At 43.4% G+C, this 19,465-nt stretch carries 17 protein-coding genes; 10 read left to right on the forward strand and 7 right to left on the reverse strand.

All coding sequences use genetic code 11. From position 1 onward, the window contains the following. Positions 1 to 183: 183 nt before the first annotated feature. Together M886_RS15505 and M886_RS15510 are read left to right on the forward strand one after the other, a co-directional pair. Positions 184 to 5,631 (forward strand): tetratricopeptide repeat protein, encoded by a 5,448-nt coding sequence (locus M886_RS15505; RefSeq protein WP_268745889.1) that lies wholly within the window; start codon positions 184 to 186, stop codon positions 5,629 to 5,631. A 728-nt stretch (positions 5,632 to 6,359) separates the two neighbouring features. Then, the gene (locus tag M886_RS15510; protein ID WP_235203984.1) at positions 6,360 to 6,791 is read left to right on the forward strand and encodes a DUF3303 domain-containing protein; all 432 of its coding nucleotides are present in this window, start codon (positions 6,360 to 6,362) and stop codon (positions 6,789 to 6,791) included. Between the two features lie 53 nt (positions 6,792 to 6,844). Here M886_RS15510 and M886_RS15515 read toward each other — a convergent pair whose 3' ends face one another. After that, entirely contained in the window at positions 6,845 to 7,342 is a 498-nt protein-coding gene (locus M886_RS15515) for a GNAT family N-acetyltransferase (protein WP_048051452.1), read from the reverse strand. Positions 7,343 to 7,786: 444 nt separating this feature from the next. On the opposite strand from M886_RS15515, the gene M886_RS15525 reads away from it, so the two are divergent. Next, entirely contained in the window at positions 7,787 to 8,857 is a 1,071-nt protein-coding gene (locus M886_RS15525; RefSeq protein ID WP_235203985.1) for a DUF2156 domain-containing protein, read from the forward strand. A gap of 182 nt (positions 8,858 to 9,039) precedes the next feature. Here M886_RS15525 and thiC read toward each other — a convergent pair whose 3' ends face one another. Then, positions 9,040 to 10,326: a phosphomethylpyrimidine synthase gene (gene thiC / locus M886_RS15530; RefSeq protein WP_048051454.1), complete on the reverse strand. Its 1,287-nt coding sequence runs from the start codon at positions 10,324 to 10,326 to the stop codon at positions 9,040 to 9,042. A gap of 779 nt (positions 10,327 to 11,105) precedes the next feature. On the opposite strand from thiC, the gene M886_RS15535 reads away from it, so the two are divergent. Continuing rightward, on the forward strand, positions 11,106 to 13,604 hold the full coding sequence (locus M886_RS15535; protein WP_011032137.1) for a DNA topoisomerase I: 2,499 nt from the start codon (positions 11,106 to 11,108) through the stop codon (positions 13,602 to 13,604). Positions 13,605 to 14,117: 513 nt separating this feature from the next. Here M886_RS15535 and M886_RS15540 read toward each other — a convergent pair. Further along, entirely contained in the window at positions 14,118 to 14,732 is a 615-nt protein-coding gene (locus M886_RS15540) for a 30S ribosomal protein S3ae (RefSeq protein WP_011032138.1), read from the reverse strand. A 132-nt stretch (positions 14,733 to 14,864) separates the two neighbouring features. After that, positions 14,865 to 15,011: a hypothetical protein gene (locus M886_RS18730; RefSeq protein ID WP_155395600.1), complete on the reverse strand. Its 147-nt coding sequence runs from the start codon at positions 15,009 to 15,011 to the stop codon at positions 14,865 to 14,867. Positions 15,012 to 15,309: 298 nt separating this feature from the next. Here M886_RS18730 and M886_RS18735 point away from each other — a divergent pair, with 298 nt between their 5' ends. After that, on the forward strand, positions 15,310 to 15,477 hold the full coding sequence (locus M886_RS18735; RefSeq protein ID WP_015410925.1) for a hypothetical protein: 168 nt from the start codon (positions 15,310 to 15,312) through the stop codon (positions 15,475 to 15,477). Between the two features lie 301 nt (positions 15,478 to 15,778). Further along, positions 15,779 to 16,546 carry an SDR family oxidoreductase gene (locus M886_RS15545; RefSeq protein WP_011032139.1) on the forward strand — a complete coding sequence of 256 codons (768 nt, stop codon included), beginning with the start codon at positions 15,779 to 15,781 and terminating at the stop codon, positions 16,544 to 16,546. A 156-nt stretch (positions 16,547 to 16,702) separates the two neighbouring features. Here the strand turns inward: M886_RS15545 and M886_RS15550 are convergent, their stop codons facing one another. Beyond that, positions 16,703 to 17,035 carry a GYD domain-containing protein gene (locus tag M886_RS15550; protein ID WP_011032140.1) on the reverse strand — a complete coding sequence of 111 codons (333 nt, stop codon included), beginning with the start codon at positions 17,033 to 17,035 and terminating at the stop codon, positions 16,703 to 16,705. Positions 17,036 to 17,312: 277 nt separating this feature from the next. Here M886_RS15550 and M886_RS15555 point away from each other — a divergent pair, with 277 nt between their 5' ends. The 3 genes from M886_RS15555 to M886_RS15565 all read left to right on the forward strand — a co-directional run bounded on the left by M886_RS15555 (position 17,313) and on the right by M886_RS15565 (position 18,339). Then, the gene (locus tag M886_RS15555) at positions 17,313 to 17,624 is read left to right on the forward strand and encodes a nucleotidyltransferase family protein (protein WP_011032141.1); all 312 of its coding nucleotides are present in this window, start codon (positions 17,313 to 17,315) and stop codon (positions 17,622 to 17,624) included. After that, positions 17,621 to 17,968, forward strand: coding sequence for a HepT-like ribonuclease domain-containing protein (locus tag M886_RS15560; RefSeq protein ID WP_048051455.1), 348 nt, complete (start codon positions 17,621 to 17,623; stop codon positions 17,966 to 17,968). The genes M886_RS15555 and M886_RS15560 overlap by 4 nt, the downstream gene beginning before the upstream one ends. 116 nt (positions 17,969 to 18,084) lie before the next feature. Next, complete coding sequence (locus M886_RS15565; protein ID WP_048051456.1) at positions 18,085 to 18,339, forward strand: type II toxin-antitoxin system MqsA family antitoxin; 255 nt, start codon at positions 18,085 to 18,087, stop codon at positions 18,337 to 18,339. 81 nt (positions 18,340 to 18,420) lie between these two features. On the opposite strand, the gene M886_RS15570 is transcribed toward M886_RS15565, so the two are convergent. Next, the gene (locus tag M886_RS15570; RefSeq protein ID WP_048051457.1) at positions 18,421 to 18,747 is read right to left on the reverse strand and encodes a GYD domain-containing protein; all 327 of its coding nucleotides are present in this window, start codon (positions 18,745 to 18,747) and stop codon (positions 18,421 to 18,423) included. Positions 18,748 to 18,853: 106 nt separating this feature from the next. Between M886_RS15570 and M886_RS19425 the strand changes: the two genes are divergently transcribed. Beyond that, entirely contained in the window at positions 18,854 to 18,982 is a 129-nt protein-coding gene (locus M886_RS19425) for a hypothetical protein (protein WP_268745866.1), read from the forward strand. Positions 18,983 to 19,121: 139 nt separating this feature from the next. Here the strand turns inward: M886_RS19425 and M886_RS15575 are convergent, their stop codons facing one another. Further along, on the reverse strand, positions 19,122 to 19,448 hold the full coding sequence (locus M886_RS15575) for a GYD domain-containing protein (RefSeq protein WP_048051458.1): 327 nt from the start codon (positions 19,446 to 19,448) through the stop codon (positions 19,122 to 19,124). Positions 19,449 to 19,465 lie beyond the last annotated feature (17 nt).

A 19,465-nucleotide genomic window follows, 5' to 3' on the forward strand; every position in this document is an offset into this window, starting at 1 on the left:
AAATATATCGATACCATATGTAAATAACATTCATTAATAACATTTATCAAAATGAATTCGCGGAATAGTTGATTGATATAAATTTTTTTGAAATACACTCAAAGGAAAGTAGCAAATAATAATAAGATAACACTCAAATGAGCTGCAGGATTTATTGCAAAAAAGGGAATCGGAGGAATTATTATCGTTTACGATGAAGCCTTTCAAAGAGGCCTTGACCTGGTTAAACATAAAAGATATGAAAAAGCTGTAAACACATTCAATAAGATACTGGATAAAAACCCGGGACATACAGGAGCCCTATTTAACAGGGGTCTTGCTCTTCTTGAAATTAAAAAACCCCAGGAGGCCCTCGATTCATTTAATGAAGTCCTGCAGCTCGAACCCGGAAACTCCGATGCCCTCTATAGAAAAGGAACCTGTCTTGCAGCTCTCTTAAAATTTGGAGAATCCCTCGAAGCCTATGAAAGCGCCCTCGAAACTTCCCCTGACAACCCTGAAATCTGGTATATGAGAGGGCTTGCATTTGCCGAAATAGACAGGACTGAAGCTTCAATTCTTTGTTTTGAAAAAGCTCTTGAACTCATGCCTGAATATGCAGCCGCCTGGTGTGCAATGGGGACAGTGACTGGAAAGGCAGAGAGGTATGAAGAAGCTCTTGAGAATTTTGAACGTGCACTTGAAATTAACCCAAAGGACTCCGAAGCCTGCTATGCAAAAGGTCTTGTCCTTGCAAAACTTGAAAAATATGACAGTGCTCTGGAATGCTTTGATTCCCTTATAAGGGAAAATCCGAGAAATGAAAACGCCCTTGAACAGAAATGCCTTTTGCTTGCAAAGATAGGGAAAAAAGATTTAGCTCTTGAAGCTCTCGAAGATTTCTTAAAGAAATATCCTGCAAATGAGGCTGCACTTTACCATAAAGGTATCCTCTTAAGCGAGCTTTCAAGATACGAAGAAGCAGAAAAAACCTTTTCAAAAGTATTGAAACTCAATCCCGATAACAGGGAAGCCTGTTTCAGGAAAGGTTTTGCCCTTGTACAGCTTCTCAGGCTCAATGAAGCCATAAAAGCTTTTGAAGAAGCCATTAAGATCGATCCCTCTTATTTTGAAGCCTGGAGCTGCAGATGTTTTGCACTTATGAAACTCGAGGTCTACGAAGAAGCCCTTGAAGCTTTTGATTCCATGCTCAGAATCTATCCTGATGCGAAGGACATCTGGTACAGCAGGGCACTTGCTCTTCTGAAACTGCAGAACTATGCCGAAGCTGTCCAATCCTTTGCCCGTGTTACTGAACTTGACCCTGAAAATAAAGATGCATGGCTCCAGCAGGGGCTTCTGCTTGCCAGAACAGGGAAGCACGAAGAAGCCCTGAATGCCCTTGAAAAACTGCTTGAATATGATCCTGATTTTACCGAAGCCCAGAAACTAAGGGGTACAGTGCTTGCAGGGCTCGGACGTTTTGAAGAAGCCCTTGGACCCCTTGAGAAAAGTCTTGAAAAAGAGCCTGAAAACTATAACCTCTGGCTTCAAAAAGGACTTATTCTCCTTGATACAGGCAAACTAGAACCTGCAATTGATGCTTTTGAAAATGCTGCACGCCTGAAGCCTGATAATGAGACCTGCTGGATGAACATGGGTTTTGCCCTTTACTCCCTGGAGTGTTATGAAGAAGCTCTTGAAGCTTTTAAGGAGGGACTGCGGCTGAACCCCTACCTTGAGACGGGCTGGAACAGGAAAGGAATAGTTCTCGGAAAACTTGGAAAAACAGGAGAAGCCCTTGAAGCCTTTGAAGAAGCAATAAAACTCAGACCTGATTTCGAAGATGCCTGGAAGAATAGAGGGCTTTTACTTTTTGCCTCAGAAGAATATGAAAAAGCTGAAGAAGCCTTTGCCGAAGTCCTTAAGATAAACCCTGAAGATATCGATTCGCTCTACAACCGGGGCATATCCCTTCTTAAACTGGGAAGAAGAGAAACTGCCCTTGAATACCTTGAAAAAGTCGTTTCCCTCAGGCCCGATTACCCTGACCTGTCCTACAGCCTTGGTGTGGCATTAACCGAACTTGGAGAATATGAAAAAGCTCTGGAAACCTTTGAAAAACTTGCTTTAGAGAACCCCTATGACCTGGAAATCCAGTGCAGGAGAGGAAAGCTTGCAATGGAGCTTGGAAATTATGAAAATGCCCTGCAGGCATTTGAAAGGATATTGACTGAAAAATCCGCGTCAAGAGAAGCCTGGTACAGGAAAGGGCTTGCTCTCCTGAAGCTGGAAAACTTTGGGGAAGCTGTAAAAGCTTTCGATGAAGTAGTTACAAAAGATGCGGATTACGAAGATGCCGGAGTCCTGAAGGGCTTTGCCCAGATGAAACTTAAAGAATGCGCATCTGCTCTTGAGACCTTTGAGAGAGTGCTTGAGAAAAAACCCGACTCTGACACTGCCTGGTACTACAGGGGCATGATACTTTACACCCTTCAAAGACAGGAAGAAGCTGCAAAGGCATTTGAATCAGCTTCTCGCCTGAATTCTGGGCTTCATACAGCTTTTGAATACAGGGCAAAGTGCCTTTTCGAAACAGGGCAGTATGAAGCTGCTTTCGAAGCTCTTGAAACTGTACTGGAAAAAGACCCTGAGAACCTTTCAGTCCTGGAAAACAGGGCAATTTGCCTCTTTGAACTGAAGAAGAATAAAGAAGCAGTCGATGCCCTCTCAATCCTGCTTGAACATGACCCGGAAAGGAAAGACTCAAAACTGAGGCTTGAAGAGGCAAAACTCAGGCTGGGAATTGAGTATTTCGAGCTTGGACAGTATGAGAATGCTCTTGCACTTTTTGAAGGGATAAATGAAAAAGCTGAAGGAATATGTGAAAAAGCCCGGGACCCTCAAAAACCCAATTCCGTACTTTACTTGAAGGGGCTTGTGTTTATCCGGCAGGAGGCTTACGAAAAGGCAGTTGAAGCATTTAAAAGGATTACTGATCAGGACCCGAACTTTGCGGAAGGCTGGTACTTTACAGGGCTGTCATGTTCAAAACTTAGAAGATATGAGGAAGCTTCCGAAGCTTTCAAAAAAGCCCTTGAAATTAATTCTGCATTACGTGACACACACGACATATGCTATCAGCTGGGGATTTCGAATTTTGAACTGGGAAAGTTTGAGGAGGCTCTGAAAGCTTTCGAAAAGGCTTTTAAGACGACTCCTGATCGGGAACAAATCACGGAAACTGCTTATACGGACCTTATCTACATGAAGAGTCTCTCCCTGCTCAGGCTTGGAAGATATAAAGAAGCTGAGGTGGGTTTTAAGGAAGTTATTTCCAGAGACCCGGAAAATGCTGAAGCCCTCGCACACCTGAGCACTGCATGTTTCAAACAGGGACACTACGAAGAAGCCCTGGAGATCTTTGAGAAGGTTCTCAGTCAGACCCCTGAAAGAAAAACTGTCCTTTTCCGGAAAGGAGTTGCCTTAAAAGCCCTCGGTAAAATACAGGATTCTCTGGACATTTTTGACCTTGTCCTGAAGCTCAAACCTGACTGTTCTTATGCCCTTGAACAGAGAGGATACGCTCTCTTTGAACTGGGAAGGTATGGAGAAGCAGCGGAAGCTTTTAAAGAAGCGCTTGAATATTGCCCGAAAAAGACATACATGCAATACCTTAAAGGGCTTGCCTTTTTCAGGATTGGAAACTTCACCGAAGCTCTGGAAGGGTTTGGAAAAGCCCTTGAGCTCGGGTGCCAGAAGCCTGATATTCCTTATTACACAGGGCTTTCCTGTTTCGAAACAGGAGACTATGCAGGAGCTTTAAAAGCCTTTGACAGACTCCCTGAAGCAGAAGTACAGAACCCTGATGTCCTGCAAAAAAGAGCTCTTGCACTTTTTGAACTTGGCAGGCAGGAAGAAGCCGTATCTGCAGTAAATTTCCTTCTAGAACTTTCCGCAGAAAACTTAACCCTGGGAGAAAAAGGAAATGAGCCCGAGAAACGCCCGGAAGAAAATACCCGGATCTGTCAGGAACTGCTTGAAAAGTTTGCATCCGCTCTTATAGAGCTGGGAAAACCTGAAGAAGCTCTCCTGCCTCTCGAAAAGCTTGCAAGAGAAGGGTCGGCTTCAAAAGAAACCCTTTATGACAGGGGGATAGCACTTCTGGAGCTGGGGAGACAGGAAGAAGCCTTTGAAATATTTTCAGACCTGATTGAGATTTATCCGGACTTTAAAAAGGCATGGTATGGAAAAGGGCTGGTGCTGTTTTCACAGGAACATTACGAAGAAGCCCTGAAAGCCCTTAAACAGGCTGTCCCGGATTGGGAAGAGTCGAAAGTAGGCGAACCTGAACTGGAAGACGCCTTGACCAAAATGGGGCTTTCCCAGCTCAAAACCGGGAAATACGAAGATGCCTGCGACACCTTTGAAAAGGTTCTTGAGAAAAATCCAATGGCTGCTGATATATGGTACTTAAGCGGCCTTGTTATGAGGGGGCTTGACCAGAATGAGGATGCAGTGGAAGCTTTTAGCAGAGCTCTGGAACTCAAACCTGACCTGAGAGCTGCCCAGGAACAGAAAGGGCTTGCCCTTCTTTCACTTTGCAGGTATGAAGAAGCCAGGGATGCCTTCAGTTCAGTCCTTGAAGAGAGCCCTGAAAATGCAGACGTCCTTTACAACCGTGCAGTGGCAAGTTTTAGGACCCTCAACTTTGAAGATGCTGCAAAAGACCTTGAAAAAGTGCTCCTTTTTGCCCCTGACTCCCCTGATTATACCGAAGCCTGTTATATGCTGGGAATTGCCAGTATAGAGCTTCAGAATTACGAAAGAGCCCTGCAGGCACTTGACATGGTTCTTGAATGTGAGCCTGAACACGAAGAAGCACTTTATAATATGGCTCTGGTCCTTTTCAACCTCGAAGAGTACGAAGAAGCTGCCAGAACCTTTGAACAGCTGCTTGAAACATCTCCTGAAGACCCTGAAAGCCTTAATTATCTGGGCCTCTGCCTCCTGGAACTGGACAACCTCAAAGAAGCCCTGAAAGCCTTTGAAAAAGCAGCCCTCTTCAACCCGAAAAACGAAGAAGCCCTGTATAATGCAGCCACAACCCTCATTAAATTAAACAGGGCCCAGGAATCCCTGGGATACTTTGACCGCATCCTTGAGATTTCCCCTGATAACCTCGATGTCCTGAACTATAAAGGAGTTATTTTCTGCATGCTGGACCAGTACAGGGAAGCTCTGCGTGCCTTTGACGGAGTGCTCAAAAAGGACCCGGATAATATAAAAGCGATTTATAATGTAGGGGTTGTCTGCTTTAAACAGAAACTCTACGAGACCGCAGCCAGAGCATTTAAAGAAGCTCTGACCATAAACCCCTGGCACGAGCAGTCCCTGAGGTACCTGGGCATCTCCCTTGCAAAAATCGGAGAATATGAAGAATCCCTGAAAGCCTTCGAAAAACTACTCAGGATAAACCCGCAGGACGTCCAGTCCATGAATTACAGGGGGGTCATCCTCGGAAAACTGGAAAGGTTCGGGGAAGCTATAAGGGCTTTTGATGAAATCCTGCGCATTTACCCGGATATGGCAGACGCAAGGGAAAAACTTGAGGTTTTGAAGTCTCTTGAAAATGATGAAGAATTATACTAATTATACTAAGTTTGAAACCTGATTCCAGGCTTAATTATAATTTTTAAATTAGTCCTCTTAAGCGAGCGGAGCGAGTGAAAAGGACAGCGGACTCCAGAGGCGCAATTCGGGGAGTGAAAAGGACTTCTTGCTGTTGTACTTACAGTTCAACTCACAGAAAGCCTGAGATTTCTCTAGATCCCGAAACGCAACCTGGGCGGAGCACAATTTAAGAAACTGCAACAGGGTGAAGATCCAACAGGATGAAGAGAAAAGTGGAAAAATTGAGAAGTATTTTTGAGAAGTGTTTTAGAAGTCGTAAAAACCAGTTCGGTTTGTTAGTTTGACCCGCATATTAACGTTTTTTGCGGGTCTTGCAGGTCTGTTCGCATTAGGGATATGATTATTTCTTTTAGCAAGAAAAAATAAGCAGAAATTGTATTTAAGGTTTGTCATATGATGGCATGGTACACACAGTCATGATAATGAAATAATATAAAAAAATGGCAGGTTTTTAAGTTTAAGAAATTTTTAGCCTTATATTTTCAGGGTTTTTCTGAACATTGTTTCTTTAAAATATATGCCCGTATGAAGAGAAAAGAGAAACAATACTTAACTTTGCTGAGTGTACTTTTAAACCATGTACAGATTGATTGAATATAATTCTAATTTATTATTAAAGTGAGTGCATATTAAAGAAAGTGCAAATTAAAGAAAGTGCAAATTAAAGAAAGTGCACACTAAAGAAAATGCGCATTAAAGGGAGTGCAAGGAAAATGTTGCTTATGGACATAATAACCTGGGAGCCGAAAGACTCGTTAAAAGTCGCGGAATTCTATGCGAATTATGAGTACCCGAAGGGCATAAAAGTGATCGATGAATGGACTGACCTTACGGGCTACCGGACGTTTGTGATCTACGAAGCTGATGATGAGAAGACCTATGCAGCTTCAGTCCTCCCTTTTATGGGGCTATGCAAATTCGAGACTTTCCCGATAATGAGACTGGATAAATTTATGCAGCTGGCTCAGGAACTAACAGAGGAAGCAGGAGAAAAAGGCATGGGAACTGCTCAGGGTAAAGAGGGATCAGAAGAAATTTTTGAGCAGATAGAAGGGCTTGAGAAAAGAGTGGAACGGCTTGAACACCACTCTTTCATCCAGCAGGAAGATACAACCTGAATTTTAAAATACCCGCCCTGAATACAGGAAAGCTGGAGAAAAAATTCTAAAACTTATTTTTCAAGCGCACTTTCGAACTTATCCGCACTCATGCGGTAGATATGCCAGCCGTCAACAGGCCCGGCTCCGAAGTATTCGTAGAATTCCCTTGCAGGATTCCAGTCGAGCACCGCCCATTCTATTCTCCCGCAGTTCCTTTCTTTCGCGAGATTAATGCAGTGCATAAACATTGCTTTTCCGATACCTTTACCCCTGAACCCGGGCTTTACAAAAATGTCTTCGATATAGAGCCCCTGCTTTCCCACGAAAGTAGAGAAGTTGTGAAAAAAGACCGTAAAACCAGCAGGCTCTCCGTCAAGCTCGGCAAAGAAAACCTCAGCATAAGGCTTTTCACCGAACATGGATTCCTCGAGGGTTTCTTCCGTGGCTGTAACAAGGTGAGTAAGTTTTTCAAATTCGGCAATCCCTTTTATAAACTCAAGGATAAGAGGGATATCTTCTTTTTTTGCAGAGCGGATGTTCAAAGCGGGTTTCTTCTCAGTGTCAGGCATCTTCATTCCTTTTTCGTATCAGTTTGTATAACCCTGGAAAATTTACAGAAATTTATGGATGTATACAATTAATTTTATAATAATCTGTTTCATAATAGTCTGTTTCATAATAATTTATTTCGAGATAATTAATTTCATAATAATTAATTTCATAATAATTGGCTTCAAGATAATTGATTTCAAGATAATTAATTTCATAGTAATTGAGTTCAAGATAATTGATTTCAAAACTCAAATCCGTAAACCTATTAAATTGAAGATATATTTTAATATGATTTTAAAAAGTCAAATATACCTGCTCAGTCCATGATAATTACTATCCGGCATAACTTCTGATAAAAGATTTACCAGGGAATCAGTGAAGAAAATGATTGGAGAGATGAAAACAGACCCCGTACGCTGTACTTACAGAGCATTCCATTTACGAAATTCAGGGGTCCCCTGATGCTCTGTGAGGAAGATTTCAAGCCTGTCACTCTTGCCGACAGGGAATTTTTCGAACGGCACAGTGAACTTTACCCACAAAACCATAGCAGTAACACGTTTACAAACATGGTCTGCTGGAGCCATTTTACACAATACCGGTATGCATACGTGAACGGAAATATAATAATTTCTGGCACCACCGGAGGGATTACGCGGTTTCACCCTCCAATCGGCCCGCGTGACCCTGAACTTATGCGTGAGCTTATACAGCTGGCAATGGAAGTAAGCGACAATACACCTCTTATATTCATAGATCCTGATACTGCACTCTGGATACGTGAACTCGAGCCGGATCTTGAGCTGGTGCCGGATAGAGATAACTTTGAATATGTCTACAGAGCGTCCGACCTTGCAGAACTTCCCGGAAAGAAATACCAGAAAATCCGCAGCCATCTTAACAGGTTCCGCAGAAACTGCATGAGCACGGTCGAACCAATTACACCCGAAAACCTGGAAGAGGTTATGGAACTCCTGAAAAAATGGAGAGATTGGAAAGGGTGTGATAAAAATCCGGTTCTTTCCCACGAGGTAGAAGCAGCCTTCTATGCAGTTGAACATTTTATGGAACTTCGCCTGAGAGGCTTTCTTCTAAGGGTTGATTCGGAGGTTGGTGCCATTTCCATTTTTGAGCGGCTCAACGCAGATACGGCACTGATCCATTTCGAGAAAGGACTCCCGGACTGCGAAGGGATATATAAGGCTATCAATGCAGAAACAGCAGCTTCTCTTGCAGGTGAAGTGGAGTATATCAACCGGGAGAGCGATCTCGGGGTTGGCGGTCTCAGGGAGGCAAAGCTTAGATATCACCCGCACCACATGGTTGAAGTATATTCGCTCAAACGCCCGAGTCCCGTCTCGGGAGGACGGTGTCCTTCCCGAGTTTCGTTTCGGGAGCACGAGGTCCTTCCCGAGTTTCGCTTCGGGAGCACGAGGTCCTTCCCGAGTTTCGCTTCGGGAGCACGAGGTCCTTCCCGAGTTTCGCTTCGGGAGCACGAGGTCCTTTTCGCTGCGCTCAAGAGGACTAATTGATGGGGCACCCAAAATGACTATCCATCTCGACGCAGGAAAACGGTTTTTCCAAAAAAGGGAAGAGGAGACTGAAAAGAAGAAAAAATTAGATAATTGAAAGAAAAAGGAAATAAAAGAAATTGCTTCTTCTGCCTTTACTCTTTTCTGCCTTTACTCATTTCTGTCTTTACTCTTTTCTATCTTTACTCCTCTTCCTTCTTTTCCCCGAAAGCTTCCTTTACGATTTTAACTGCGCAGAGCTCACCGCACATGGAGCAGGCATCACTTTCCGTCTTTCTGGCGTCCCGAATTTTACGGGCGCGATCGCCGTCGATTGCTAGCTCGAACTGCTTTTCCCAGTCAAGGTCTCTTCGGGCATAGGCCATGGCTGTATCCTGCTTCCATGCACGTTCTCTTGGCCCTTCTTTTATGAGGTCTATGGTGTGAGCTGCAAGCTTTGTTACAAGCAGTCCCTCTTTAATATCTTCGATAGATGGAAGAGCAAGGTGTTCTGAGGGAGTTACCATACAGAGGAAGTCAGTTCCGTGCATACCTGCTACTGCTCCTCCTATTGCGCCTGTGATATGGTCAAAACCGGGAGCAATATCAGTGACAAGCGGGCCCAGAAGGTAAAGGGGAGCTCCGTCGCAGAGTTCTTTCATGCCACGGACGCTGAGTTCAATTTCGTTTAAGGGGACATGCCCGGGTCCTTCAACAAAAGTCTGGACATTTGCCTCCCTTGAGCGCTTTACAAGCTCTCCGAGGGTGATAAATTCCATGAACTTGGGACGGTCGGAAGCGTCTGCTATACATCCGGGGCGCATGCCGTCTCCAAGGCTCAGGGTCATATCATATTCTTTTGCGATTTCAAGAAGATAGTCAAATTCGGCATAAAAGGGGTTGTCTTCCCCGTTGTGCAGCATCCAGGCAAGGGTAAAAGAGCCTCCGCGGCTGACAACATTCATAATCCGGTCACTCTGGCGAAGGCGCTCCAGGGAGTTCAGGTTGACCCCGGCATGTACGGTTACAAAGTCCACTCCCTGTTCGGCATGTTTCCTGACAGCATTGAACATGTCGTCAGAGCTCATTTCCACCACAATTTTCCGGGAAGCTGCAGCCTGATAGATAGGGACAGTCCCTACAGGGATGTTTACGGCTTTAAGGATGCGGGTGCGGATCTCGTCCAGGTCTCCTCCTGTTGAGAGGTCCATCACTGCATGGGCTCCGAAGGCTTCTGCAGCTTTTGCTTTTTCAATTTCAGCATCTATATCGATGCAGTCCCTTGAGGTCCCTACATTTGCATTTATTTTTGTGCTCATGTACTTTCCAATACCGACAGGGAAAGTGTCTCGCCTGGCATTCTTTGGAATGGCGACCAGCCCTTTTGCAACGCAGGAACGGACAATCTCGGCGTCTATTCCTTCAGCTTTTGCCACGGCTTCAATTTCAGGGGTGATGACCCCCTTTTTTGCATCTTCCATCAGCGTCATTTTTTGCTCCGTATGTGAGGTGGATGAGTAGTATTCCAGTCCTGAAGTACTCAGGTCCTGAAGATTCCAGCCATAAACGTTTAAGTCCTGAATCTGAATGTTTAAATCTTGAACAGGATGTACCGATAAGGACATACCAGTAAAAAAATAAGAACTACCGGTAGATGTACCAATAATAATGATAATGAAATAATCTGATTGGGTAAACCTTCTAGCCGAACAAACTTCTCTTTTAAATGATTAAAATTGATTAATCCGGAATTCTCTGTTAAATGATTACAATTGATTAATCCGAAAATTCCAGTTTGTCGCTTAGAACAGAGAGTAAACTGGTATATAGCTTTTTACATTCGGAAAAGTCTCCCAGTAATGTATAAATAGACAAATATATAAATAATGTATCCCTATTAAGTAGAGCATACATGTGCAGGAAATCCACGCCTGTTATTTATAAAGCGAAGGATTTTTACAGAGGATAGGGGCTTAATAAGCAGCGTGGATACATATAGAAAGTCAATTAATTAGAAAGTTAATTAATTAGAAAGTTAATTAATTAGAAAGTCAATTAATTGGAGCAGTTGACCGATTAGAGTCAAAAATCTGGCCAAAAAACATTTCATACCATTACATGCTTCTTTAATATACCATGCTTAATTCGTCATCTTTAATGTTTTGTGCGGAACATTTTTACGCACAAAGTTCATTAAAATTTTAGAATTGTTCCGTTACTTTTCCTTACGAAATTCCATATCACATTAACAGAGGTTAAGGTACTTTATATGACAGTTGTCGCATTTGCAGAAAAAAACAAAGCAGCAGCCCAGATCGCCAGCATCCTTGGCGAAGGGGAAGTGGATAAAATATCAGTGGAAGGGCTGCCTGCTTACGAGTTTAAATGGAAAGGAGAAGAGTGGCTTGTGATGGGGCTTTCCGGCCACATCATGAACTACGACTTTCCAGAAAAATATAACAAATGGAGTGAAGTTGACCCCGGGACACTGCTTGGAGTTGACCCGGAAAAATTTGTGACCAGGAAAGAGTATGAAGCTGCAATAAAAAACCTGGCAAAAAGGGCAGACAAAATTATCCTTGCATGCGACTATGACCGGGAAGGGGAAAATATAGGGTTTGAAGCAAAAACCCTTGCCGAAGAGGTCACTGATGTCCCTGTTGCAAGGGCACGCTTTTCAGCCCTTTCCCCAAAAGAAGTCAGGAAAGCCTTTGAAAACCCTGTAGATCCTGACCACAACCTTGCTATGGCTGCCGAAGCCAGGCAGATTCTTGACCTGAAGATGGGGGCTGCATTTACACGTTTTGTTACGCTCTCGGTCAGGGAAAAAGCAAGGACAAAAGACGTCCTTTCAATAGGGCCCTGCCAGACTCCTACCTGCGGGTTTGTTTACGAAAGGGAAAAGGCTATCCGGGCTTTTGAGGCAAAGGACTTCTGGAAGATTACTGCGGTTTTTGCTGCAAAAGGAGGGGAATTCGAAGGCACCCACAGGGCAGGAAACATCCATGACAAAGAAAAGGCAGCTGAAATCTTCAAGAGGCTGAAAGGGGCAAAAGAAGGACTCGTTGTAAAGAAGACCGTAAAAGAAGCAAAAACCAGCCCTCCAAATCCACTTAACACCACAGAGTTCCTGAAGCGGGCTTCAAAGTTCCTGGGGATCAGCCCCGAAGTTGCACTCGAAACCGCAGAACAGCTCTACCTTGCAGGGTTTACGAGCTACCCGAGGACAGAGACCAATAAATATGCAGATGACTTTGACTTCAAGTCCCTGGTCTTTGATTTCGCAAGGCAGAAAGAGTATAAGCCATTTGCAGAATCAATCCTCTCTGCCCCGATAGTTCCAAAGAATGGAGAAAAAGACGCACATGACCACCCACCTATCCACCCGATCAGGGCGGCTGCAAGGGGAGAGGTCAGTTCTGCAGTAAATATACCGCAGGCTGCTGAAGTTTATGACCTTATTGCAAGGCATTTCCTGGCAAACCTCATGCCTGCAGCAGTTTTCGAAAAAACCCACCTCCACCTGCAGGTTAAGGAAGAGCCTTTCGACTCCTCGGGGACCGTGCTTAAAGAACCGGGATGGCTTGAGGTTTATCCGTTTGAAAATAAAAAAGATAAGCTTCTCCCGTTTGTAGAGGAAAAAGAGAGAGTAGACGTAAAAAAGCTGAGCAATACAAAATCCAAGACCAGCCCTCCGAAAAAACTGACAGAAGCCGAACTCCTGACCCTTATGGACAGGCACGGGATAGGGACAAAAGCAACAGCCCCTACACATATAGAAACAAACAAAAAGAGGGGGTATTTCGAGAATAAAGGAAAGACAATTTCAATCTTAGATACAGGTTTTACCCTTATGGAAGGGCTTTCCCTGTCCGTCCCTATCCTTGTAAAACCTGATATCCGCTCAAAGATAGAAGCCCTTATCCAGGAAGTTGAAGACGGGAAAAAAGAGTTCGAAGCGGCTCTTGCCGATGGTACGGTCCTGATTAAAGAGATGTATGCCCAGCTTGAAGCAAACAAAAAAGAGCTTACCTCAAACATTGCAGGCACAATAAAGGATGAAGCCGCCCTCGAAGACAAGAAAAATTACATCGGGACATGTAAGGCTTGCGGGCACGTTCTCAGAATCATACAAACGGATTCCGGGCGTTTTGTGGGCTGCACAGGCTATCCTGACTGCAGAAACTCCTTCTCTCTACCCAAGACCGGAGCCCTTACCGTGCTCAGGAGCAAGGAATGTAAAAAAGAAGGGGCAGCCGTCCTGAAGGTGGGAAACAAATACAACTGGGCTGTTGGTATTGGACCCTGCTTTAAATGCGAGTTTGAAAAGGAGTGCTATCCCCCTGAAACCGTGGGACCCTGCCCTGAATGTGACGGAAGCATGTTCCTGATATCTTTCAAAGACAACCGCTTCCTGGGCTGTACAAAGCGTTGTGGATATACCCATTCCGTTCCTAAAACCGGAAAACTGACCCTCCTCGACAAAACCTGTGAGACCTGCGGCTGGAAGCTGTTCAGGCTGAAAGAAGAGGTAGAAGGAAACGAAAGCCTGGAAGAAGATATCTGCATAAACCGGCGCTGCACTGAAGGAATAAAGTACTGGAAAAAAGTGGGACCCAGAAGTGGAGCAAGAGCACAGGGCAAGATTTCTGCAGACTCTGGAGCAGAGCTCGGGGCGAGAAGTACGGCAAGAAATAAGGAAAGGACGACGGCTCGCAGAGTTTCAAAAACTGTATCAGTGGCAGACAGCAGGAAAGACCGGAAGTGAAGGATTTTTAAGAGGGCCGAAAAATGAAGTTATAGAGTTATAATATCTCTACCGTGCAACCTTACTGGCTATACAGAGCCGTTCCTGTACGCTCGACGAAGGATAGCGGCCTTTCCCGCAATAAAAAAGAACAAAAGAAGAATAGACTAATAATTACTTCTGACTAATAATTTATTTCTGCTCTTATCACATTTCCAAACGTCTTCCACTTTCTATTTGTTCTACTTCTCCCTTCCTACAAACTTTTTCTTCTTTTTGGGCAGAACCGTCAGATGAGCTGGCGAAGGCTTTTGTATTTAACAATGAATTTAAAACCGGTTTTCGGGAGGAGAGGAACAGTTCTCTGGATAAGGCATTCTCGATCCGTATCCAGAAGAAACGGACAAAATAAATTGGAAGCCTTATAATGATAATTTAGAAAAGAGAAGAGTGTTCCGAAATAACAAAATTCAAAAGAGAGATAAGAAAATCCTTTCGGATTTTCTCCTGCTTCTAATTTTCAGTCGAAAATAATTATGCTGCGGCAGGTGCGGCTGGTGCAGCTGCGGGCATTGCTTCGACCTGGGTCTTCCTGATCTCAACTCTGCGGAGCGGATAGATGAACTTGGCCTGCCTGTAGATGGCTGCTGAGAGCCTGCCAAGGATTGCTTCCTGCATAAAGGTCTCGAAATCGGTTTCTGATGCGCGCTTTTTGACGATGTCAACCATCATTTCCCTGATAGCCTGCATCTGGCTTGAGCGTGCTCTCTTGATGGTGAAGCAGGTTGGCTTGACGCGGATAACAAAGCCGTCTTTGGTCCGGACATCGACGTTTGCATCGATCCTGGAGGTCTGCCTCTTTACGATAGAGCGGACATAGTCGGTTGTGAGTTCGTGGCCCATGAGGTCGGTGGTGGCTATGTCTCCGACAACGTTGTTGACCCTGAGGATGACCTTTGTGTTGTTCTTGGTCATGTCGTTTGTGAGTTCCCCGACTGTGGTCTCAACATTGCGGCCAACAAGCAGGGAAGGGTCTCCTGCCATTGTAGTTCCGACAATAACCCTGTTTAAGTAAGCAGGGGCTTCAATGTTATACCATTCCTTGGATTTCCATCCGTCAAGCTTTCTCTGTACTTTCTTTCTTGCCAAGTAATTCCTCCGAAGTAAATTTCGTGTATGTAGTTTTATTTTGCTTTGACCTGGCGCCCTCTGGCGACTTCAGGTTTTTATCTTCCGGATGCTCGGATGAGCCTTTCCATAATCAGTGAGCGTGAAAGGTTTTCAGGCGCTTCTGCGCAGTTCCGAACTGCCACAGGAATCGCTCCAGCGCAACCTTCTCCATGCAATACAAAAATCTCTGAGCCTCTTAGCATTTCCGGACTGGGGCCCCATCCCATCTGCCGACAGCCACAGGCTCCTGATAGTCAAAAATGTGACCGGAAATCGGCCAGATATTCTCAGAAATTAACGGATACTAACTAGTTAATGGCTCCACTATACACATCATTTCCGTATATAAAGAAATCGGTCAGAAACATGTTCTGCTTTCCTGTTCACAACAGCAAGGAAAGCAAAAAGGAAAAAATAGGTTGAACATCATTGAAAAGTTTAAAGGTAAAGGCAAGAATAAAAAATGAGAAGAAAATTTAGAGAAAATAGATTCATTTCGACAGCTCACATACCCTTTTCCTGAATTCCTCAGGCCATTTTTCAGGATCAGGCATCTATGGATGAGGTTGATTACGAGACTTTCATGAAACGCCAGTACAAAAAACTGGAAGAAAAAGGAAGTCCTTATCTCTGGATAAAATCTGATGGTTTTAAAGTCAGGCTGCACAGTGCTGGAGTAAAACCCCATCTTGACCCGGACAGGATAAGAAAAAAGTATAACTGAAGCGAAAGACGGAATAAAAAACTGCAAGTCACAGAATCGTTTATGCAGTGAAAACAACACTGTTTTTTTGAAATATCCTGGAGAAAAAGGATATGACGGGTTTTAAGAGTTACCTTCCGGAGTAAAAGGTTTGGATTTTACAGAACTTTCCCACACTGCTGTTTTAAATTGAGATCAACAAATCTAATATAACCATGTGACTCATAACTATGTGACTCATAACTATGTGACTCATAACTATATGATTCCAATATACAGTGTTCCTTTTTTCGTAAGGGGATAAAGAATAAGGAGGGTTAAAATGAAAAATCTATTTGATTTAACTGGAAGAGTTGCGATTGTAACAGGTGCTTCATCGGGCCTTGGAGTTGAGTTTGCCAGGGCTTTGGCAAACCAGGGTGCAGATATTGCTATAGTTGCACGCCGTGAAGAAAAATTAAAGGAAGTCCAGAAGGAGATCGAAAAAATCGGCGTAACCTGCCGGTATTACATTTGTGACGTGATGCAAACAGACCAGATTAAAAGTGCGGTTGAAAAAATAGAGAAAGACTTCGGCAAAATAGATATACTTGTAAACAATGCCGGTCTCGGGCTTGTTGACGCTGCGGATAAAACAAGTGATGAAATGTGGCGCAATATGATTGATACCAACCTGAATGGTGTTTTTTTCTTTGCGCGGGAAGTCGGGAAAGTAATGCTGAAGCAGAAATACGGAAGAATCATTAACATAGGATCGATTCATTCGACTGTGTCGATGAAAGGAATGCCGGTCACAGCCTACTGCTCTACAAAAGGCGGAGTTTTAATGCTCACCAAGTCCCTGGCAACCGAATGGGCAAAAGAAGGCATTACCGTGAATGCGATCGGACCCGGTTATTTTGCCCTGGGAATGGCTGAAGGGGTTGTTGCTGACCCGGAATTTGCAAAAATTATTGAATTTATGTGCCCTATGGGACGTGCAGGACAGACAGGAGACCTGGATACAACGGTTGTTTACCTCGCGTCCGAAGCATCAAAATATATTACAGGCCAGATAATTACGGTTGACGGCGGCTGGACGGCACTTTAAGGTAATTGAAGATTAATCCTTTTGAAGGATTCGCGTTTTTTTCAGCTGCCTGAGGGCAGTTTATTCTTTTTTAATTTTCGACTGCATACCGAGATAAGACTGATCCGAAAAGCTGGTTGAAAGCCAGGTAAAAAAGAAAAAGCGATTTCTTCTTAATTATTTGCCTGGTGGTCTGTATTCCAGTTCCAGCTTCGCTGCTTTCTCCATAGCCTCCATGCCTTCGTTGACCGACATCAACGGTGTGGTCCTGACCATCTTTACGGCACCTCCAGCCAGGAGAACCATTGTTAGGGCTTCTGCACTTACATTATCAGGTAATGTCGCAATTTCTACCAAGTCATATTCACCAAATGAAACCCAGAAACCTTTAAGTTTTCCCCCAAGTTTTTCCATTAAAAAACGTGCCACTTCTTCGCGATTTTCCGGATTTTTTACTAATCTGGCTACCGCTTCAGGCGTATAGGATATTTGAATCAGGTAATCTTGCATAAATTCCCCTCCCAATTACTTGGATTAATATTTCTATAGATAAAATATATACATATCTATTAAAGGTTTTAAATAAAATTGAGTGCTTTTGTAGAATAGCACATTTTGGTTATTGTAAAGTTACAGCAGGTTGTAACACTTTTCGGATGGGCTCTAAATTGGGACCAAGTTGGAACCAAAACTGCAGAAAAAGAATATACACATGAAATATTATATCAGTATAGAGAAAAGTAGCCATATAATTCCAGCAGTGAAAGAAATATAAGAGACGGATATTATGGAAGATAAAGAAATACACATTGATGTCAATCAGATCCGGCTTCTTATCCTGGAAAGAAAGGATGAAATAAAAGAAAAATTCAAAGCTGAGATCATTGGAATTTTTGGTTCATATGCACGTGGAGAGGAAAAAGAGGGAAGTGATATTGATGTCCTGGTAAGATTTGGAGAAGGAGCATCCCTTTTTGAGCTTGTGGGGCTTGGAGATTACCTCGAAGATCTTTTTGGAATCTCAGTGGATGTTGTTTCGGAGAGAGCTCTTCACCCGATGATGAAGGATGACGTGCTAAGAGAACTGGTGCCGGTATGAGATCTCCGCTTCTATACCTTTCTGAAATGCTCGATTCTTCCAGAAATATAAAGGATTTCTTGCAAGGTATGGAAAAAGAGACTTTTTTAAAGGACGAGAAAACCAGGAGTGCAGTTGCTCATCAGTTACTGATACTGGGAGAGGCATCGAAAGCCATCCCCGCAGATATAAAGTCACGAGCCCCAAACCTTGATTGGAAAGGTATGGCAGGTATGAGGGATCGCTTGATACACGCCTATTTTAATGTGGATTATGATCTCGTCTGGGATACCGCTAAAAACAGAGTTCCAACAGTAAAGAAAGGACTTGAAAAACTGATTGAAGAGTTGAGTTTTAGCAATTGATTATTTAAAAGGCATGTGGAAACCTCCTTTTTACCTTAAGCTTCTCTCCGTCAATTTTAAAAAAATGGCAGTGAAAAAACGATAGATAATTAGATTACACTTAGAAGAGATTACAAATGAAGCCTGAAAGGTGCAGTTTCTGTAAAGGCAAACTCGTTGAAGGGAAAACCGAGTTTGTGGCAAAAGTCGGAGAGCAGATCATCGCCATTAAAGACGTTTCCGCCTATGTCCGTGAAAACTGTGGGGAAGCATATTATACTCCAGAGGTTTCAAGAAAAATCGATATAGTTATGAAAAAGTTCCATGAGTCAAAACTGCTCCTGCACCCTGTAGCTGCCGGAGAATTGAGTTTTGACGAAATAGTTGCGTGATGCCTCATTACGTTTATTCTTGCCCCTATTCGAAAAGCTGATTGAAAGCCAGGTAAAAAAGAAAAAGCAATCTTTTCTTAATCATTTGCCCGGTGGTTTGTATTCCAGCTTCGATGCTTTCTCCATAGCCCCCATGCCGTCGTTAAGCGTCAGCAACGGTGTAGTCTTGGAGATCTTTATAGCACCTCCAGCCAGGATAGCCATAGATAGGGCTGCTGCGCTCACATTATCAGGTAATGTTGCGATTTCCACCAGATCATAATCGCCAAGTGAGTTCCAGATACCTTTAAGTTTTCCCCCAAGTTTTTCAATTAAAGAGCGTGCCATTTCTTCACGATTTTGGGGATTTGCTACTAATGTAGCTACTGCTTCAGGCGTATATGCTATTTGAATAAGGTAATCTTGCATTAATTCTCCTCCCAATTACTCGGGTTAATATTTCTATGGATAAAATATATACATATCTATTAAAGGTTTCAGATAAAATTGAGTGTTACCTGTCGAATAGCACATTTTGATTATTGTAAAAGTTATAGCAGGTTACAATGCTTTTCGGATAGGGACTAAGCTTGGAACAAACATGGAAAGCCAGTACAAAAAACTGGAAGAAAAAGAGAAGTTCGTATCCCTGGATGAAATCTGATGGATTTTGAAGTCAAACTGCACCCTGATGCAGTAAAATTCCTGCTCGACTTGAGTCTAAAAATCGATATTTTTATTCTTGCCCCTATCCAGACAGTTGATTGATAGCCTAGTAAAAAGGAAAAAGCGTTTTTTCTTAATTATTTGCCTGGCGGCTTATATCCCAACCCCGATGCTTTCTTCATGGCTTCAATGCCTTCGTCCATCGATAGCAACGGTGTAGTTTTGAACGCTTTTACAGCACCTCCAGCCATTACGGCCATTGAAAGGGCTACTGCACTCTCATCATCAGGCAATGTTGCGATTTGCACCACATCATAATCACCAAGTGCGAACCAGTAACCTTTAAGCTTTCCCCCAACTTTTTCAATTAAAGAACGGGCTACTTCTTCACGGTTTTGAGGATTTGCTACTAACGTAGCTACTGCTTCAGGCGCAAATGATAATTGAAGTAAATAATCTGGCATTAATTCCCCTCTCAATT

The sequence above is a fragment of the Methanosarcina soligelidi genome (assembly GCF_000744315.1).
GTDB lineage: Archaea > Halobacteriota > Methanosarcinia > Methanosarcinales > Methanosarcinaceae > Methanosarcina > Methanosarcina mazei.

Bases quoted from the DNA above. Each gene is read 5' to 3' on its own strand.
- M886_RS15510 (WP_235203984.1), top strand. From the start codon at position 6,360: ATGCGCATTAAAGGGAGTGCAAGGAAAATGTTGCTTATGGACATAATA.
- M886_RS15515 (WP_048051452.1), bottom strand. From the start codon at position 7,342: ATGCCTGACACTGAGAAGAAACCCGCTTTGAACATCCGCTCTGCAAAA.
- M886_RS15525 (WP_235203985.1), top strand. From the start codon at position 7,787: ATGCTCTGTGAGGAAGATTTCAAGCCTGTCACTCTTGCCGACAGGGAA.
- thiC (WP_048051454.1), bottom strand. From the start codon at position 10,326: ATGACGCTGATGGAAGATGCAAAAAAGGGGGTCATCACCCCTGAAATT.
- M886_RS15535 (WP_011032137.1), top strand. From the start codon at position 11,106: ATGACAGTTGTCGCATTTGCAGAAAAAAACAAAGCAGCAGCCCAGATC.
- M886_RS18735 (WP_015410925.1), top strand. From the start codon at position 15,310: ATGGATGAGGTTGATTACGAGACTTTCATGAAACGCCAGTACAAAAAA.
- M886_RS15545 (WP_011032139.1), top strand. From the start codon at position 15,779: ATGAAAAATCTATTTGATTTAACTGGAAGAGTTGCGATTGTAACAGGT.
- M886_RS15550 (WP_011032140.1), bottom strand. From the start codon at position 17,035: ATGCAAGATTACCTGATTCAAATATCCTATACGCCTGAAGCGGTAGCC.
- M886_RS15555 (WP_011032141.1), top strand. From the start codon at position 17,313: ATGGAAGATAAAGAAATACACATTGATGTCAATCAGATCCGGCTTCTT.
- M886_RS15560 (WP_048051455.1), top strand. From the start codon at position 17,621: ATGAGATCTCCGCTTCTATACCTTTCTGAAATGCTCGATTCTTCCAGA.
- M886_RS15565 (WP_048051456.1), top strand. From the start codon at position 18,085: ATGAAGCCTGAAAGGTGCAGTTTCTGTAAAGGCAAACTCGTTGAAGGG.
- M886_RS15570 (WP_048051457.1), bottom strand. From the start codon at position 18,747: ATGCAAGATTACCTTATTCAAATAGCATATACGCCTGAAGCAGTAGCT.
- M886_RS15575 (WP_048051458.1), bottom strand. From the start codon at position 19,448: ATGCCAGATTATTTACTTCAATTATCATTTGCGCCTGAAGCAGTAGCT.